Origin of the sequence: Pseudomonas sp. HT11, from assembly GCF_044875395.1 — a bacterium.
Classification (GTDB): Bacteria; Pseudomonadota; Gammaproteobacteria; order Pseudomonadales; family Pseudomonadaceae; genus Aquipseudomonas.
Map to the genome: position 1 here is coordinate 1,321,917 of NZ_CP173217.1, position 17,180 is coordinate 1,339,096.

The following is a 17,180-nucleotide window of genomic DNA, read 5'->3' on the forward strand; positions in this document are numbered from 1 at the left end:
CTCAGGCGGCGGCAGCGAAACCCCTTGTGGTGGGGCTCGCGAGGTTCGGGAGCGATAGTCTGCAGGCCAGGCTAAAAGCCCGCAGCATCCCAAACCGCGCGAGATTCTATCAGCTTGCAAGCGTCTGCGTTATATCCGAACTTGCAGTGCATATAACATTTCTAGCGCTTTACGCGGGGTCAGGCCGTCCAGGTCAAGCTTGGCCAGTTCATCCAGCACCGGGTGAGGCAGGCTGGCGAACATATCACTCTGGTGCGGCGCGGCCGGTTTGCTGCTGGCTTTTTTCGGGCTTGCCACCACGGTTTCATGGGGCAAGGCCGTGGTTTCCAGGCGGCTGAGGTGCTCGCGAGCGCGGGTGATCACATCGCCTGGTACACCGGCCAACTGCGCCACGGCCAGGCCGTAACTCTGGCTTGCCGGCCCTGGCAGCACGTGGTGCAGAAACACGATACGTTCGTTGTGCTCAGTGGCATTGAGATGCACGTTGGCCACCAGCGGCTCGCTTTCCGGCAGCACGGTCAGCTCGAAATAGTGCGTGGCGAACAATGTATAGGCGCGCAAATGCGCCAATCGCTCGGCCGCCGCCCAGGCCAGCGACAGCCCGTCGAAGGTGCTGGTGCCGCGGCCGACTTCGTCCATCAGCACCAGGCTGCGTTCGGTCGCGTTGTGGAGGATGTTGGCGGTTTCGCTCATTTCCACCATAAAGGTCGAACGGCCACCGGCCAGGTCATCGCTGGAACCGATCCGCGTGAAAATGCGGTCGACCAGCGACAACTCGCAACTGGCCGCTGGCACAAAGCTGCCGATATGCGCCAGCAGTACGATCAAGGCGGTCTGGCGCATGTAGGTGGATTTACCGCCCATGTTCGGACCGGTGATCACCAGCATGCGGGTGTCGTCATCCAGCGACAGGTCGTTGGCGACGAACGGCGTGGTCAACACCTGCTCCACCACCGGGTGACGCCCCTGCACAATGCGCATGCACGGCTCGCTGACAAACCGCGGGCAGTTCAGGTCAAGGTTCAGCGCGCGCTCGGCCAGGTTGCTCAACACATCCAGTTCCGCCAGGGCCGCGGCGGTGTCCTGCAGCGGCGCCAGACGGCTGATCAAGTCTTCGAGCAGGGCTTCATAGAGCATTTTCTCGCGCGCCAGGGCGCGGCTCTTGGCCGACAGCGCCTTGTCTTCAAACGCTTTGAGCTCCGGCGTGATGAAACGCTCGGCACCTTTGAGCGTTTGGCGACGCTGATAGTCGATTGGTGCCGACTCGGCCTGCTTGCTCGGCAACTCGATAAAGTAGCCGTGCACGCGGTTGTAACCGACCTTCAAATTGGCCAGGCCGGTGCGGGCCTTTTCGCGAGCTTCCAGGTCGATCAGGAATTGCCCGGCGTTTTCGCTCAGCGATTGCAGTTCATCCAGCTCGGTGTCGTAACCGGTTTTCAGCACGCCGCCGTCACGGATGATCGCCGGCGGGTTGTCGATGATGGCTTTTTCCAGCAGCGCTGCGAGGTCCGGGTAAGTGCCGGCGGTCACGGCCAACTGTTGCAGGTGCGGCGTGTCGAGGTGGGCCATCGCCGCTTGCAACTGCGGCAGCGCGCTCAAGGCATCGCGCAGACGCGCCAGGTCGCGCGGCCGCGCGTTACGCAGGCCGATCCGCGCCAGGATGCGCTCGATATCGCCGATTTCCTTCAGCTGCGGCTGCAGCGTTTCAAAGCGATAGCCATCCAGCAGGCAGGTAATAGAGGTTTGGCGCGCTTGCAGCACGGTCAAATCCCGCAGCGGCCGGTTCAGCCAGCGGGTCAGCAAGCGGCTGCCCATGGCGGTCTGGCAACGGTCGACCACCGATTGCAGCGTGTTATCGCGGCCACCGGCCAAGTTGGTGTCCAACTCGAGGTTGCGACGGCTGGCGCCATCAAGCACCACGGTGTCGTCCAGGCGCTCATGGCGCAGGCTGCGCAAATGCGGCAGGGCGGTGCGCTGGGTTTCCTTGGCATAACCAAGCAGGCAACCGGCGGCGCCGATGGCCAGGGTCAGGGTTTCGCAGCCGAAGCCTTTGAGGTCTTGCACCGAAAATTGCTGGCACAGACTTTTCAGCGCTGAATCACGCTCAAAATCCCACGGCGCACGACGCTTGGTCCCACGACGCTTTTCTGCCGGCAAATCCTTCGGCCAATCATCCGGAATCAACAACTCCACCGGGTTGATGCGCTCAAGCTCCGCCAGCAGGTTCTCCCAGCCCTTTATCTCCAGCACGCTGAAATTGCCGCTGGTGATGTCCAGCACCGACAGGCCGAACAAACGCTCATCGCCCAGCACCGCCGCGATCAGGTTGTCACGACGCTCGTCCAGCAACGCCTCATCACTCACCGTACCCGGCGTAATAATGCGTACCACCTGACGTTCCACCGGCCCTTTGCTGGTCGCCGGGTCGCCGATCTGCTCACAGATCACCACCGACTCGCCCAGCTTCACCAGCTTGACCAAGTAGCCTTCCAAAGAATGGTAAGGAATCCCACACATCGGAATCGACTGCCCCGCCGACTGCCCGCGCGCGGTCAAGGTGATGTCCAGCAACTTGGCAGCCTTCTTCGCGTCTTCGTAGAAGATCTCGTAGAAGTCGCCCATGCGATAGAACATCAACTGATCAGGGTGCTGGTTTTTCAGACGCCAGTACTGCTGCATCATCGGCGTGTGGGAGGACAGATCGGAGGTGTTTTTACTCATTGGATAGTAGGCAAATTCGTTGAAAGTGATGGGGCAAAGGGGGCGCGTGGTCCAGTGTCGATCAGTTAAAAGTGCGGACGTCCAAACACAGCAGGTCAAAGGTGGGAGCTGTAGCTCGACAGCTCCCACATTTATCTTCGGTGTCTGCCCAATCGTGGGCGCACAACTGATCGGCATCGGGCGCTTGGCCCAGCATTTGTTGCGATGGGCGCAAGGTTAACACGTGAAGTCGGCCCTTCGCAGGTCGCAAACGGCCAGGTAAAACACAAAAAAGGGCGGCGCCTTTATATAAGCGCCGCCCTTTTTTACGGTTGCCCGATTTACTGAATGTTACCGGGCGAATCCAACACCTTCACCACATCATCCACCACCGCTTTCGCCATCTCCTGCAAGTAATGCGACGCCCAGGCGTAACGATCCGTCTCCTTGGTCATCGCCGCATCTTCTGCGAGCTGCTTGGCAACGTGGAGGAGGTCGGAGGCGTGATGCAAGGCTTCGTGCAGGGAAACACCGCTGTTGACGCGGAATAGAGGTTGGTCGGAGTGGAAGGAGAAGGGGGTGACGCCGAGGGTGGTTAGATCTTGCGCAGCGTTCATAAAACACCTCCGAGCACGGAGGAAATGAACCGGGAAGGATGACGCCGTTTGGTGCGGTAAACGTAGAAGCACATAAGTGAAAGTTCCTTGATTTGAGGAACTGCCACGAACCTTCTCACAGGTTTGGGTGGCAGCTGTGCGCAGGGTGAGAAACCGGCAATCAAGGCAACCGGTAGACCCGAGGGTCTCCCACGCACAGCCGCCATAAAACGATACCGCAGACGAAAAAAAACGCCGCGATAGGGTTCTTGGGCGCTTTGCGCCTTGATTTGCTCGGGTTCTCACACCCGGTCGCTGAATTTGCAGCGACAGGGGAGGTTAGCGTGATGGTGGGGTGGGTGCAACTGGGGGATGGATTGCCCCTTCGTTGCTGTTTACACGCGAGAGCGGAAATTTTTGCCACGGAAAATAAATGCGCGTTCTTACTCTTGAGGAACTCGAGGAAGCCGCAGTGATCTGCTTTTGACAATTAAATTTTAGTAGAGTGGTGTAACTGATATGGCTTTGCTATTGCCATTCTGCCATCAATGCAATATATGGACGATTAGAAGTCTGTTGACTTTTATACTAAGAGTCCTAAGGGATTGCTTGAAGCGTTCAAAAAAATCACTTAAACGGAACAAGAGGGCTCGATCGAAACTTGGGAGATAAATGCAAGCGGAGCATTCACTCACAAGGAGAAGCAGTACGCCAAGGAAGCTTTCTTTCGTGCCGAGGTGAAGCCCCCGTGAGGTGGATGCTATTATTCAGGGTGACTCGCCCTGAAGGAAAGAACGTATCCTCAAGGGCTAACGGTTACTATCATGGCCACTTGATTGAAATTTTTCTGAACCACTTTGATGCTGAGTTTAGCGACTCCACGGCGAGTGCGCGACCTGCAGATGGTGACAGCGTCTCTGCCCCAAAAAAAGTATGATGTCCGGAGGAAAGGGTACCTGGAATTCGAAAGATCTAATTGATTATTATCTAGAAAATAAATCAGCGTTCTTTTTTGTCGTACGTTCTTTTGATCTTCGGTTGTCGTTCTATGGGGTGGGGTTATCGACTTGAGTTGATATGGAAGTGTCGACCGACGGGCTCTCCACTAAAAATCACTGAAACGCAGATTTACGAGGATATATTTATGATTCCTGCCGTCCCCTCCTTAGGTCCGTACGTTCTTTTCGTGGAGAATTTATTTAGCACCGCCGGCCTGAAAATGTCTACCTTGATAGGTCCCGACAGTGTACCGATCACGGTTACAGACGCTGGTTGCATAATTTTCGAATTTGACAAGTCACCAACATACGCGGGGGGGCAGATAAGCGAAGTTTTTAAAGGTACTGGCGAGGTCTCTGAACTTGAGGTGCAGCAGAGAGAAGGCAGGAGAAATATATCGTACTTGCGATTTAGATATATGAATTCGGCAATGCTGGTCCTCCTGTCGGAAGCAGCAATTGAAAGTAATAAATCCTTCACGGTTCCACGGCCATGCGCGCCGGACAACTATGCGTCTGGCATCGTAATTAACGGCAAAATGTGTATCCATAGAGTGCAAGGTTCATTGCCTATCTCCGAATCCCCCGTGCATGCTCTCCATGCCGATGTCGTGAAGAATTTCATGGAGACTTTCAATTCAATCGCTGAAGAATTTGGAGGTTCATGTATGGATATTTGTTCTCTGATTTACGCGTCCAGCTATAATTATTCCAACCATGACTTTTCCTCCTCACTGCTTATTGGCTGGGCCGCTGCAGAAAAAATAATCACTGAGTTGCATTTAAAACGCGTAGGTCCATCGAGTAGGTGGAGAATGGATAAGAATATTAAAGGGCTGGTAGATGCGAATATTCTTACCGGTCATTTATTGTCGCAGGTAGAGGATGCCAAACAAGCAAGGAACGACTTTGCACATAACCTGCAGTCAAGTTCAAGTGGCACGGCTGTCACTGCGATTTTTTCTGCCGCTAGACTTATAGGGGAATCTATAGGGCGGGAACTTCGCCCGCTCCTCCAAACTACATATCACATTTGAAACAAGCTTAAATATAAAAAAGGAGACAGATCTATTTTTTTAGCTAATAAATCTGTCCCGTTTTTTCTAACAGTGTCCTGTATAGCTTATCGCTAAGCTACAGAATCATGGTTTTTTCCACTCTTGTTCGGCAACCGCCTTGTACGCGGATGATCTCTTTTCTATTTCATCTTTCCCGAATTCAGGAAGAGCTGAGAATGTAATTTTTGGATTGGCTATCAAGTAATTTGTTACATTTGGGTTGTTTGCGTAAAAGCTTGCACCCAATGACTGGGTTAGTATGTTTTCAGTTGCGTACTGTGCCAGCTTTTGATCGTATGATTTGTCTTGGAGGGAACGATTTCTAGATCTGGGAAGCAATGCCAATGCTCCTATTTTATTTCGTTGTTCGGCGTAGTCTTTCGCGTCCGCGAAGCCATGTTCAGTAGGCAGCACGGTAAGGTCATATGCAGCTTTCAAGATATGTTCGATATCGAAAGTTTTCATGTTTCGATCGCGCTGCCAGTAAGTTTGGAATCCGACCGTGTTTGTTAGTTTTATACTAAGTTCTAGGTGGGAGGCAATGCGAGAAAGTATGAAGAGAATGTCGGAGCGTTCGTTTTTAGTGTACGTGAGATTGTCTAGCCTGCTTATGCTTTGAAAGTATTTGTCCCACTCGTTTTGAATGTAGTTGAGTAGGTCGTTATAGTTTCTGTTGCGAAGATCTTTGGTTAAAGTGAATGCAATATCTTTTAGGTTGTCGTAGTTGTTGGTTTTGCCGTCGATTGTTCTGGAAGTAAGTATGAGGTCAATATATTTTGCTGTAAGCGATATTTTGTTCTTCCAGGTAGTAGTTGTGTCTTTTTCATCGATAGCCGCCATTATGATCATGGCTTGCGAGTTTAAACGGCGGGCTGCATTGTAGAACAGGTGCTCGAAGCCCACAGTAAACTGGCCTTCGCAGTCTCTGATGAAAGTGTAAATTTCGACGAAGCGGGGGATCGTATTTAAAGCAAATGCACTGTAGTCATCAGCTGTAGAGAGTTTGAGTCGAGAGGTGTTATCTTCAAACCAGCGATGGTAGGCGTCGCCAATAATATCGAAGTCGCCTGCAGCATCTCCTTTCGTTTTACCACGAATGCTCTCTGCCCATTTTGCGCGGAAGAAGTTCCTAAAAAATAATGAGTCTTCCTCGGGATCAATATCTTTAAGTTTTCTGATTGAATCTACCCAAGCTTTATGGCATGCGTGACTCGTTTGAGTGTTAGTGATCTTTGACAGAATAAGCCCCTTAAGAAGATCAATAGGGCCGAGTCGCAAACCTCTATCGTTCATCGTCACAAAGACACGGTGAGCTTCCGATTCACTTTCAACTGCGATATCAATTAAAAGAACTCTTTCGAGTACGTAGTCTATGAAATACGCTATATGTTTTCTTGCTACGTCATCGAGAAGGTCATCCGTTGAGCGCAAGGCCTCGATTATTTTTCTGTCACCGTCGTCGAGGTTTGGAGTATTTTCTGCGTTGACGAGTGCCTCGCTTACTTGAACTTCTTTGTCAAGGTATAGCTCAAACACTTTTTTTCGACTGGCTGAAAACTCAATGGAGTAATCCATTGTTCCGTAACTCATATTGCCTAAAAGGCCGCGTATATCCGCCGCACTCTGTATGTCGTTGTCACACTTGTATCTCTCTAAGTATGCCAGCATTAGAAATGTTGAAGTAAGTCTTTGCTGGCCGTCGATTAGAGGTTTTTTGCCATTAGTATCTTGTGAGGTAATTATTGATCCGAGAAAGTATGGTAGGTAGTTAGATACCTCTTTTCGGCCATGTGCCGAGTCGAAGTGTTGAAGGAACGTATTTTGAATGTCGTTGAATAGTTCCGAGAAATGGCGGGTTTCCCATTTGTACTCTCTTTGGAAATATGGAAGTGAGTAGTGACTTTGGAAGCATGTCTTAATGTTTTGTGTCGACGGGTTGACGTATGCCATGTAACTTCATTCCTTGATTTTTTCTGTAGGTTATGTGCAGTGGCTCATTGACATCAGGCTATCATGGGGTTAAATGAATCGCTATAGCTAGGTACCTAAGACGTAACTTCAAGGTAAATGCGCCGTAACTTATTGAGGAGAACAGTCTGGAAGGAGCAGGGGGGGGCTTCGCAGGGCTAGCTTAAGCCGACTGAAGAGGTCCTGTAGCTACTCATGATCAACGCGTCCGGATTGACACCATGTGTTGGGGCAAAAACGGCACAAATCAAGAATCAGCTTTCGTGGTATCTGGTGAACTGATAGGTGCAGGAGGTGGCTGGTAACCACTAGCCAATATAAAACGCCCCCACCTGCTCTCGTAAGCTAGGGACGAGGGTTAGCGGATACGTTGAAAATGAGGGGAGTTAGGGCGCGCTTTGATAAGTCACACACAGATAAGTACAGTTTCGAGATAAATGCATAAATTATGCAAATTAGCATTTGCCAACCCCCAAAACACCCGGCACTATCCCCCTTATGCAAAAACGCAACGTTTCAACCGTCTTAAGAGAACTCCTAGACCGCGACCGGATCTCCCCCACGGAGCTTCACCGGCGTACTGGCGTGCCTCAATCCACACTCTCGCGGATCCTCAGCGGCAAGATCGTTGATCCGTCGGACAAGCACATCTCGCGCATTGCCGAGTACTTCCGTGTCAGCACCGACCACCTGCGCGGGCGCGCGGCGGTGGGGGCTTTGCGGGATGACGGGCGTGACCCGATGCATTCGGAACTCAAGGACATAAGCCTGTGGGACGACGACACGCCCGTTAATGATGACGAGGTGTCGATCCCCTTTCTGCGTGAGGTTGAATTGGCTGCTGGATCAGGAAGATTCGTCATCGAGGAAAGCGAGAAGGCCAGCTTGCGTTTCGGCAAGCGCAGCCTGCGGCATAACGGTGTGCAATTCGATCAGGCCAAGTGTGTGACGGTGCGCGGCAACAGTATGTTGCCGGTGCTGCGCGACGGCGCCACGGTCGGGGTGAACGCAGGCAAGAGTGGCATTGGCGACATCGTCGATGGCGACTTGTATGCCATCAACCATAATGGCCAGTTGCGGGTGAAACAGCTCTACCGCCTGCCTTCCGGGATTCGTCTGCGCAGTTTCAATCGCGATGAGCACCCGGATGAGGACTACAGTTTCCAGGATATCCAGGATGAGCAGATCAGCATCCTCGGCCATGTATTCTGGTGGGGCATGTACGCCCGTTAACCTCCTTACGTAAGACAAAGCCCGCCAGTGCGCGGGCTTTTTTTCGCCTGCAAAAAACCGGCAAACCCTTCACCTGCAAGGCTGAAAATGCACCCGTGCATTTCGCACGTAAAAATAAATGCATTTGTGCATTGACTGTATATGCATACATGCATATTCTTCGTCTCAAGCCAGCCAACAAGGTGGTGGAGGCGGCAAGGATGCTGCCAAGGAAGACAAGGAAGGCACGCAACATCGGCAAGGACGCCATCGAAGCGATGGCAGGGATGCCAGGCAACACCGGCAAGGATGCCGACGCTCTTTAGTTTCAACGCTTCAAAAACAGGCAGCGATGAACCGGCCTAATAACGGTTCAGAGGGTTGGCAACTGGCCCGGGTGTGCAGCGTAAAGCACCAGAAGCAGTTATCCGGCAGACAGGGATCGTGGTCGGAAAAACATCTTAGGAAAGGTCCGTACCGCGCCAGTAGCGCCGAAAGACCGAATCTGGACCGCATTACTGAAAAGCCCGGGCGACCGGGCTTTTTGGAATGCCTACCTATCGAAGCATTTGTAAATGAAAAACGGACTATCTATTGCTCAGCCAGGAGGCGTGACATGACAAATGAACAGCAAGCGTTAGCGGAAATGCCTATCTGGCTGGTCATCGTATTGGCAGTGATCGGCGGGGTATCCGGCGAAATGTGGCGCGCCGACAAAGAGGGCGCACGGGGTTGGTCGCTGATCCGCCGTCTGGCCCTGCGCTCCGGGGCCTGCATGGTGTGCGGCGTTTCAGCGCTGATGCTGTGCTACGCCGCCGGCATGTCGATCTGGACGGCCGGCGCCATTGGTTGCCTGACTGCCATGGCCGGTGCCGATGTAGCCATCGGCCTGTATGAGCGGTGGGCGGCCAAGCGCATCGGGATCAACGAAAACTCCCGTCAGGACCCGCAGTAACTGTTGCAAGGACGCTACTTAAAATGACGCTCATCGAAAAGCCCTCTCAACTGCCCCTCGCCATTGGCGAAGCGCTAAAAGCGGCCTTCCCGGACTTGAAGGTCGGCAATCACCAAGACTTTAACGGCGCCGGGGACAAAACCGGCGTACTGATTACGGTCGAGGGCAATGGCCCCGGCATTCGCTCTCGCGAAGGGCGTAAGGCTCACGCGTTGACCCTTTCGCTCAAGGCCATGGTTGCGCCCGGGGCATTGCCATTTGATGCCTGCGACCTGGCCAGCCAACTTATGGACCTGGTGCTGGATAACCGCTGGAGGCTGCCGCAAGCACAGTGTGATTTGCCGATGAATATCGTCGCCGCGCCGTCTGTGCGCACCACGGCGGAAACGGACTACGACACCTGGACCGTTTCCTTCACCCAAACCCTTTACTTGGGACCTGTATTACTCACCGATCCCACCGGCCAACCGCTGTTCGCCCGCACCTGGGAAGTCTCGAACATCAACGACCCCGATCAATACAAACCACTGGCGGAGTAGCCCATGTTCGACGCGCTGTTACGCATGCAACTGGGGCCGATCGTCGAGCGCCTGGTGGAAATGGAAACCCAGCTTGAAGACCTTTACCGACGTGCCGAAAGCTTCTGCCGCATTGGCGTGTGCCAGGAGGTCGACGCCGCCAGCAATACCTGCAAGGTCAGCCACGGTGAGTTGCTCACGCCGGCCATCCGCTTTTTCAACCCCAGCGCCGGTGCACAGACTGAAACGCGCATTCCGTCCGTGGGCGAACAATGCCTATTGCTCAACTACGGCGGCGGCGAAGGTGGCGGCCAGTCTGTAGCCTTGTTCGGCCTGAACAGTAGTCAGTTTCCGCCGGTCTCCAGCGTTGCCAGCTTGACCCGGCGCCGCCATCAGGACGGCACACAAAGCGACTACGACGACGCCAGCCACACGTTCAACTGGGTCAACGGCCCCACCACATTTAGCGGCTCCCGCGAACAGGTCGACATCAAGGTCGGCGCCGCCAGCCTGACCATGAGCGCCCAGGGCATCACTCTGCAAATCGGCGGCACCCGCCTGTTGCTCGATGCTGGCGGCGCACACTTCAGCGGCCCCGTGGTGGACCACCAAGGACGCGTCATCAGCCCCCGATAAGGACACCGCATGATCGGAATCGACAGGAACACCGGGGCAGCCGTCGATGACTGGCTGCAATTCGTGCAGCGCGCCACCCGAGCGCTGACCACCCCCGTGGGCACTCGCCAAAAACGCCCGCTGTACGGCTCGCAGATCCCGCAACTGCTCGGCCAGAACCTCGGCGACGACCTGCTGATCCTCGCTCAAAGCCACGCCGCCCAAGCGTTCTATAACGCGCAGAACGGCATCGGCGACTTCCAACCCCAGGTCATCGTCGCAACCCGCCAAGGCGCGGGCCTGCTGCTGCGCTTTGCCGGCACCTGGAAAAACCGCCAACAATCCTTTGAGGTCGTGACATGAGCATGCTGATCCCCGGCCAGAACCAACTGGCGGAACCGGCCATCATCGCGGTGGATGAGTTCGAACCGTTGCTGGCCGAATTCAAGGCGTTTGTTGTCGATTACGTCGCCACCCGAGCGCCGCAAAGTGCGGCCAAACTCAAGGCCAGCCTCGACAATGAAAGCGAGCTGCTGACCCTGGCGCTGGAAGCGTTTTGTGTGCGGCTGCAAACCCACGAGCGCAAATACAATGCGCGCATCAAACAGATGCTGGCATGGTGGGCCACCGGCAGCAATTTGGATGCGCGCCTGGCCGATATGGGCCTGGAACGCCAGGTACTCGATCCCGGCGACCCGGCGGCGTTTCCGCCCGTGCCGCCAACATTGGAGAGCGATGACGACGCTCGCCTTCGTTACTACCTGGCGCCACATGCCCCGGCCGCGGGTTCGCGAATGCAGTATCGGCGTGAGGTTTTCACTCTAGGCGAACGGCCGTCGGTGAAGGTGCAAAGCGCAACGCCGGGCGTGGTGACGGTCAGCTACACCTTTGACCCGGACGGCTATGCGGCCCAGGTCAAAGATGGCAACGGGCGTCGAACAGCGCCCGGCGAAGTCATGGTCACCGTGCTTTCCCGTGAGGGCGACGGCACGCCGTCTGCCGATTTGCTTGACGGCGTTCGTCGCCATTTCGCACGGCCGGATGTGCGGCCGGAGACGGACCTAGTGAGCGTGCAAAGTGCGCAAATCCTTCCCTACAAAATCCGCGTGGTCGCCAAGATCAACGCCGGCCCGGATTCGGGGCTTACACAAGTCGCCGCTCAAAAGCTGCTGCAAGACTATGCAGAGTCCTGTCATCGCCTGGAAGGGCGGGTGGACCCGAGCTGGATTGACTACGCGATTCACAGCGCCGGCGCTGCGCAACTGCAAATCCTCGAACCGTTGCAGCCGATCATCGGTACCGCATTCCAGGCACCGTATTGCACGGCGGTTGAGGTGGAGGTGCGCACGCTATGAGTGAGCCCAAAACGAGTTTGTTACCTGCCAACAGCTCACCCCTGGAAAAAGCCCTGGACCTGGGCTTCGGACAGTTGCTCGACCGGGTTTTGCCACCGTTTCCGGCGTTGATGAACCCACTGCAAACGCCTGCCGAATTTCTTCCTTACCTTGCTGCCGACCGCGGGGTGAGCGAATGGGATGCTGACGCCAGCGAAGCTGAAAAGCGTCTCACCGTGGCGTTGTCCTGGCAGATCCAACGCCAGGCGGGTACACCCAAGGCGTTGAGTCATGCGGTGGAGTCGCTGGGGTTCACCTCCAATATCAGCGCGTGGTATCAGCAGCAGCCGTTGAGCCTGCCTTACACCTTCGATGTGCAAGCGATCATCGGGCGCAGTTGGTCCAGTGGTGACCACAACCGCTTGATTCGCCGTATCAATGCGGCGAAGAGCGAGCGGGATCAGGCGACCATCACCATCGTGCATGAAACCGAGGGTCGGCTTGCGTTCACTCAACTCCTCGACGCCCCTTTAAGCGACGGCGAGTTGTGTCTGAACGGGGCGCTGCCGGAGTTGGCGTTGGTTGCGCGACTTAACAGTGCCGGGGTGGCCCAGCACTACACCATTAACGACTACGACCTCAGGGCGCAGCCATGACAGATGACATTACGCGCCTGGTGCGCTTCACCTCCAAAGGTTTGGATGAAGTGCTGCAGGCAAAGAACCAGGGTTTGAAAGGCGAAATTACCCACATCGGCGCCGGTACCGGCCGCTACAACCCAGACGGCACGGAAGTGGCCTTGCGTGATGAACGCCAGCGTGTCGCCATTGTGGATTATGAGGACTTGGGCGACCGGCAACTCAGGATGGCCGCGCTGTTTGATGGCGAGGCCGAGTATGAGATTGGCGAGTTTGGTTTTTATCTCGCCAGTGGGACCTTGCTGGCGATTTACTCGGTGGCGGGAAAGTTGCTGACTTATAAAGCGTCTGCGACTCGAGTGCTTCAACGATTTACGTTAGATATTTCGCCATTGCCGACGGACAGTGTGACGGTTGTAGTAGGTAATGAAAATCTTAATGTCTTGATGGCTGGGGAGTTCGCGCAGCTCGCCGCAGCGAGTATTGATAACATGGCGCGGCATATGGGGGTGTTGTTTCGGGTCATGAGCGTAGAACTTAAATAGTCCTCGCCTTTGGGTACTGGAAAAAACGACGTTTTACAAGGAGTGTAAAAGATGAGTTTGGAAACGGTAATCGCCGGCCTGGTGTCGGCATGCAATGCACTAACGGATACGGTAAGTAAAAAGATATCCTTAATCGACCAGAAAGTAGTTGCGGCAACTGAGCAGGTTCCAGCGGCTGTTCGAGCAGAAGTTAACAAGGTTCTGTATGTCGACTCCTCCAGTGGCCTGGACACCAATAGCGGTCTCACTTCGGATAAGCCACTTAAAACCATTGCTGCTGCGGTTGGCAGGGTCATGTTGTGCGGCTCAGCCACTATTTTCCTACGGCGTGGAAAGGTCTATGAGGTAGGTCGGGGCTTGGGTGGAACCAATGTTGACAATATGTCGCTTCTATTCATCCCGTATGGGACAGAAGCGTCTAAACCAATCGTTCGTGGCGCGCTGATGCGATTTCCTGATTCGAATGTCTACATATGTGGTGGTTTTTCCGCTATCACGGAAATGTCGATTAAGTTCACCGACTGCCGAATAGAAACCGGCTTGGCGAATGGCGTTTCGCAATGGGGCCCTGATTACGGCGGCTTGTTTTCTCGCGATGGGGGGGCCGGCGAAAGTGTGAGCTTTAAGTTGTGTTTTCATAAGTGTGAGGTCGTGGTTCAGGACGTTCCATTGTTCACTACGTACTACGGTTTTATTCAGCTAAGCCTCGCGCAGACGACCATTAGTAAAGGCGGCGCCCAGACGACAATCATCAATGTCGGTGTGCCGAAAATGGTTGATATCAGTACCGTGTCTATTGTCGGTTTCGGCTCCGGTGCGACACTTGATAGCTTGCTTACCTTGTCGCCAGGTTCTTACACGGCCCGCCAGGCATATACAACTATTTCCGCATAAGGAGCGTTTAAATGAGAACAGTGAATTACAAGGGCTCGATATACGTCAATCCAGATGCAGAGAGTTTGGAAGGAATTGGTTTGTCGGCTGAAGATGCAGCTGAGGTTATGGCACAACTGGTGAGTAACGAAGCCATGCAACGTCGAGACGAACTGTTGCAAGTCGCGGCGATACGTATCGCCCCCCTGTTGGATGCACAAGACCTGGGGAAGGCAACCGATGACGAGGTGGCACGGCTGCAAGCCTGGAAGCTGTATCGAATTGAATTGAACCGTATCGATAAGCAGGAAGGTTTTCCGGCCTTAATCAACTGGCCTGTAGCGCCAATCTAGGGACTGACATGACCGCGAAAGCGGTTTTTTTTCGCCCAATGAATCCCCCGCTTAAGGGGCTTTTTGCATCTGGAGAAATTTACACATGGCTAACCGCCAAACCTACACCGTCCTCATCCCATTCCCCATCGGAGGTGGCCACTGGTCCACCGCCGGCGAAGAACTGGAACTGCTCGACGTCGAAGCATCCGCCCTGCGCACCGCCGGCCGCCTGGAACTGACCAGCGTCCTCAACTCCACCCCCAAGAAGGCTGACTAACCATGGCTGAGGTTCTTAACTTCGAGCACAACGGCATCACCGTGAATGCCACCGAATCCCCCGAGGCCACGGGTGGCCTTGGCGATAACGTTATCGGCCTGGTCGGCACTGCGCCGAACGCCCACGCGTCGATCCCGAAAAACGCGCCGTTTCGCATCAACAGCTTCACCACCCAGGCGCTGCTGGATCCGACCGGCGCCGAGTCGGGCACGCTGTTCCAGGCCGTCTACCAGATCCTCAAAGTGGTGAAGGTGCCGGTCTACGTGGTGATCGTGGAGGAGGGCGCAACCCCGGCCGACACCCTCAACAATGTGATCGGCGGCAACGAGCCGACCACTGGCCGCAAACTGGGCCTGGCTGCCCTGAGCAGCGTCCCCGAAGACCTGACTATCATCGGCGCTCCGGGCTTCACCGGCACCAAAGCCGTGGCCGGTGAGTTCGCCGCCTTCGGCAAGCGCATCAAGGCCCGTGTGGTGCTGGATGGCAAGGATGCTTCGGTTGCTGACCAAGTGACCTACAGCGGCGAGCTGGGCGGGGCCGACCTCGGTTTCGACCGTTGCCTGCTGGTGCACAACATGCCGTCGGTGTACTCCAAGGCGGCGAAAAAGAACGTGTTCCTGTCGCCATCGTCGCTGGCCATCGCTGCACTGGCCAAGGTCAAGCAGTGGGAAAGCCCAGGCAACCAGGTGACGTTCGCCGAGGACGTTTCCCGCGTGGTCGAGTACAACATCCTCGACACCTCCACCGAAGGCGACCTGCTCAACCGCTACGGCGTGAGCTACTACGCGCGCACCATCCTTGGCGGTTTTTCGCTGCTGGGTAACCGCTCTATCACCGGCAAGTTCATCAGCTACGTCGGCCTGGAAGATGCGATCAGCCGCAAGCTGGTCAAGGCCGGCCAGAAAGCCATGGCCAAGAACCTCACCAAGTCGTTCATGGACCAGGAGGTCAAGCGCATCAACGACTGGCTGCAAACCCTGGTCGCCGACGAAACCATCCCCGGCGGCAGCGTGTACCTGCACCCGGAGCTCAACAGTGTCGAGAAGTACAAGAACGGCACCTGGTTCATCGTCATCGACTACGGCCGCTATGCGCCGAATGAACACATGATTTACCAACTCAATGCCCGCGATGAAATCATCGAGCAGTTCCTGGAGGACGTTCTCTAATGTTTACCAACCGTGTAAGACAGGCCATTGCGGCCACCCTTCAAGGCCTGCCGTTGTCCGCGACGGTAGAAGAGTTCACCCCGCCGAAGATCGAATTCGACATGGAATCCATGTCCGGCGGGCGCTTCATCGCCGAAGAAATGGCCAAGAGCGGCAAGGTGCTCAATGCCAAGTTGGTTCTGCAAGGTGCCGGTCCGGAAATCATGCTGGCCCTGGGCGTGCGTCAGGGCGACGATATTCTGCTGAACGTGCGTGAAGCCGGTCAGGACCAGGATGGCAAGACCTATTTCACCTACCACACCGTCGGCGGCAAACTTAAATCCCTGGAGGAGGCGAAGCTGAAGATGGGCGACAAGGCCACTACCACCCTGGAGTTGTCGTGCCGTACCTACAACCGTCTGGAAAACGGCATTCCGGTGATCGACATCGACGTGCGTACCCAGAAGTTCATGCTCAACGGTGTCGACATTCTCGGCGATGCCCGCCGCGCTGTGCTGATGCCTTAAGGGCTACCGTGACCTGAAGTGAGCACAGTCAATGTGGGAGCCGGGCTTGCCCGCGATGCAGGCGACTGGGTGTGCCTGGTGTACCGAGCTGATGCCATCGCAGGCAAGCCAGCTCCCACATCGACCGCGCTCAGCTTTAGATTTGCGCTGCTTTCAACAACGCTTAAACAAGGAATTGCCCCATGGCCTGGATGCCACCGCTGCACATTCTGCTGTCTCCGATCACCGCCGACACTGGCGCGACGATCCAGCAGATTCAACTCAAGCCGCTGTTCTACGCCGCGCAAAAAGCTGCGCTGGCCCGGGCCGGTGATGACGAGGACGACCAGTTTTTTGAACTGGCGAAACTCGCCACCGGCCTGTCGGAAAAAGAACTCGATCAGCTCAAGCGCCCGGACTACGTGAGCATTGCTCAGTACGTGCACGAAATGTCGACGCGCCCAGCGTCGTTCTTCCTCGGCGAACGCGATGAACCGTCGCAGCATGAACAGGTGCACCTGCTGCTGCCCCTCGACGCCGCCGGCCGCAGCCTGACCGCACTGAGCCTGGAAATGCCTGCCCTGCGCGCTACCAAGGCCATGAAGAAACTCGCCACCAACAAAGAACGCGCCGAATTCATTACCGCTCATTGCACCGGCCTGATGATCCCTGACTTGGCCGGTCTGACCGTTCCTGACTGGACGGAACTGCAGGAGCGCATCGACGATTTTTTAAACAAACCGGCGGACTTCTTTCGGAGCGCGACATCGAAGTGATCCTCGATGTGGTGCCACTGATTTACTCGGTCAATGAGGCGGAGATCCTCGACTGGGACGCCGGAAAAGCATTGCGCCGCTACGACATCGCGATCACTCGCCTTGGCGTCAAACAGGAGTAGAGCGGT

The 17,180-nt window shown here is 55.3% G+C and carries 20 protein-coding genes; 17 read left to right on the plus strand and 3 right to left on the minus strand.

Annotated features, from left to right (window positions below):
• Positions 1-129: 129 nt before the first annotated feature.
• Both mutS and ABWL43_RS05865 read right to left on the minus strand, forming a co-directional pair.
• Positions 130-2,721, minus strand: coding sequence for a DNA mismatch repair protein MutS (gene mutS, locus ABWL43_RS05860; protein WP_404487124.1), 2,592 nt, complete (start codon positions 2,719-2,721; stop codon positions 130-132).
• A 320-nt stretch (positions 2,722-3,041) separates the two neighbouring features.
• Positions 3,042-3,317: a DUF3077 domain-containing protein gene (locus tag ABWL43_RS05865; RefSeq protein ID WP_404487126.1), complete on the minus strand. Its 276-nt coding sequence runs from the start codon at positions 3,315-3,317 to the stop codon at positions 3,042-3,044.
• Between the two features lie 1,123 nt (positions 3,318-4,440).
• Here ABWL43_RS05865 and ABWL43_RS05870 point away from each other — a divergent pair.
• Positions 4,441-5,331: a hypothetical protein gene (locus ABWL43_RS05870; RefSeq protein ID WP_404487128.1), complete on the plus strand. Its 891-nt coding sequence runs from the start codon at positions 4,441-4,443 to the stop codon at positions 5,329-5,331.
• A 105-nt stretch (positions 5,332-5,436) separates the two neighbouring features.
• On the opposite strand, the gene ABWL43_RS05875 is transcribed toward ABWL43_RS05870, so the two are convergent.
• Positions 5,437-7,302 (minus strand): DUF262 domain-containing protein, encoded by a 1,866-nt coding sequence (locus ABWL43_RS05875; protein ID WP_404487130.1) that lies wholly within the window; start codon positions 7,300-7,302, stop codon positions 5,437-5,439.
• Between the two features lie 516 nt (positions 7,303-7,818).
• Here ABWL43_RS05875 and ABWL43_RS05880 point away from each other — a divergent pair.
• The 16 genes from ABWL43_RS05880 to ABWL43_RS05955 all read left to right on the plus strand — a co-directional run bounded on the left by ABWL43_RS05880 (position 7,819) and on the right by ABWL43_RS05955 (position 17,174).
• Positions 7,819-8,553 carry an XRE family transcriptional regulator gene (locus ABWL43_RS05880; RefSeq protein ID WP_094949894.1) on the plus strand — a complete coding sequence of 245 codons (735 nt, stop codon included), beginning with the start codon at positions 7,819-7,821 and terminating at the stop codon, positions 8,551-8,553.
• Complete coding sequence (locus tag ABWL43_RS05885) at positions 8,532-8,858, plus strand: hypothetical protein (RefSeq protein WP_404488515.1); 327 nt, start codon at positions 8,532-8,534, stop codon at positions 8,856-8,858. The genes ABWL43_RS05880 and ABWL43_RS05885 overlap by 22 nt, the downstream gene beginning before the upstream one ends.
• A 290-nt stretch (positions 8,859-9,148) precedes the next feature.
• Positions 9,149-9,487: a phage holin family protein gene (locus ABWL43_RS05890; protein ID WP_106577252.1), complete on the plus strand. Its 339-nt coding sequence runs from the start codon at positions 9,149-9,151 to the stop codon at positions 9,485-9,487.
• Positions 9,488-9,510: 23 nt separating this feature from the next.
• The gene (locus ABWL43_RS05895; RefSeq protein ID WP_404487133.1) at positions 9,511-10,026 is read left to right on the plus strand and encodes a hypothetical protein; all 516 of its coding nucleotides are present in this window, start codon (positions 9,511-9,513) and stop codon (positions 10,024-10,026) included.
• 3 nt (positions 10,027-10,029) lie between these two features.
• Positions 10,030-10,641 carry a phage baseplate assembly protein V gene (locus ABWL43_RS05900; RefSeq protein WP_404487135.1) on the plus strand — a complete coding sequence of 204 codons (612 nt, stop codon included), beginning with the start codon at positions 10,030-10,032 and terminating at the stop codon, positions 10,639-10,641.
• A gap of 9 nt (positions 10,642-10,650) precedes the next feature.
• Entirely contained in the window at positions 10,651-10,983 is a 333-nt protein-coding gene (locus ABWL43_RS05905; RefSeq protein WP_106577249.1) for a phage baseplate protein, read from the plus strand.
• Complete coding sequence (locus ABWL43_RS05910; protein ID WP_262210491.1) at positions 10,980-11,975, plus strand: baseplate J/gp47 family protein; 996 nt, start codon at positions 10,980-10,982, stop codon at positions 11,973-11,975. Before ABWL43_RS05905 ends, ABWL43_RS05910 begins: the two co-directional genes overlap by 4 nt.
• Positions 11,972-12,610, plus strand: a complete 639-nt coding sequence (locus tag ABWL43_RS05915) for a phage tail protein I (protein WP_404487138.1) — start codon at positions 11,972-11,974, stop codon at positions 12,608-12,610. The genes ABWL43_RS05910 and ABWL43_RS05915 overlap by 4 nt, the downstream gene beginning before the upstream one ends.
• Positions 12,607-13,137 (plus strand): hypothetical protein, encoded by a 531-nt coding sequence (locus tag ABWL43_RS05920; protein WP_404487140.1) that lies wholly within the window; start codon positions 12,607-12,609, stop codon positions 13,135-13,137. Before ABWL43_RS05915 ends, ABWL43_RS05920 begins: the two co-directional genes overlap by 4 nt.
• 51 nt (positions 13,138-13,188) lie before the next feature.
• Positions 13,189-14,031, plus strand: a complete 843-nt coding sequence (locus tag ABWL43_RS05925) for a hypothetical protein (RefSeq protein ID WP_106577245.1) — start codon at positions 13,189-13,191, stop codon at positions 14,029-14,031.
• Positions 14,032-14,042: 11 nt separating this feature from the next.
• The gene (locus tag ABWL43_RS05930; RefSeq protein ID WP_404487143.1) at positions 14,043-14,363 is read left to right on the plus strand and encodes a tail fiber assembly protein; all 321 of its coding nucleotides are present in this window, start codon (positions 14,043-14,045) and stop codon (positions 14,361-14,363) included.
• Positions 14,364-14,448: 85 nt separating this feature from the next.
• Positions 14,449-14,622: a hypothetical protein gene (locus tag ABWL43_RS05935; protein ID WP_177410080.1), complete on the plus strand. Its 174-nt coding sequence runs from the start codon at positions 14,449-14,451 to the stop codon at positions 14,620-14,622.
• Positions 14,623-14,624: 2 nt separating this feature from the next.
• Entirely contained in the window at positions 14,625-15,791 is a 1,167-nt protein-coding gene (locus ABWL43_RS05940) for a phage tail protein (protein WP_404487145.1), read from the plus strand.
• On the plus strand, positions 15,791-16,297 hold the full coding sequence (locus tag ABWL43_RS05945; RefSeq protein WP_106577243.1) for a phage major tail tube protein: 507 nt from the start codon (positions 15,791-15,793) through the stop codon (positions 16,295-16,297). Before ABWL43_RS05940 ends, ABWL43_RS05945 begins: the two co-directional genes overlap by 1 nt.
• 182 nt (positions 16,298-16,479) lie before the next feature.
• The gene (locus ABWL43_RS05950) at positions 16,480-17,052 is read left to right on the plus strand and encodes a phage tail assembly protein (RefSeq protein ID WP_145161622.1); all 573 of its coding nucleotides are present in this window, start codon (positions 16,480-16,482) and stop codon (positions 17,050-17,052) included.
• Complete coding sequence (locus ABWL43_RS05955; RefSeq protein WP_017844653.1) at positions 17,049-17,174, plus strand: hypothetical protein; 126 nt, start codon at positions 17,049-17,051, stop codon at positions 17,172-17,174. The genes ABWL43_RS05950 and ABWL43_RS05955 overlap by 4 nt, the downstream gene beginning before the upstream one ends.
• Positions 17,175-17,180 lie beyond the last annotated feature (6 nt).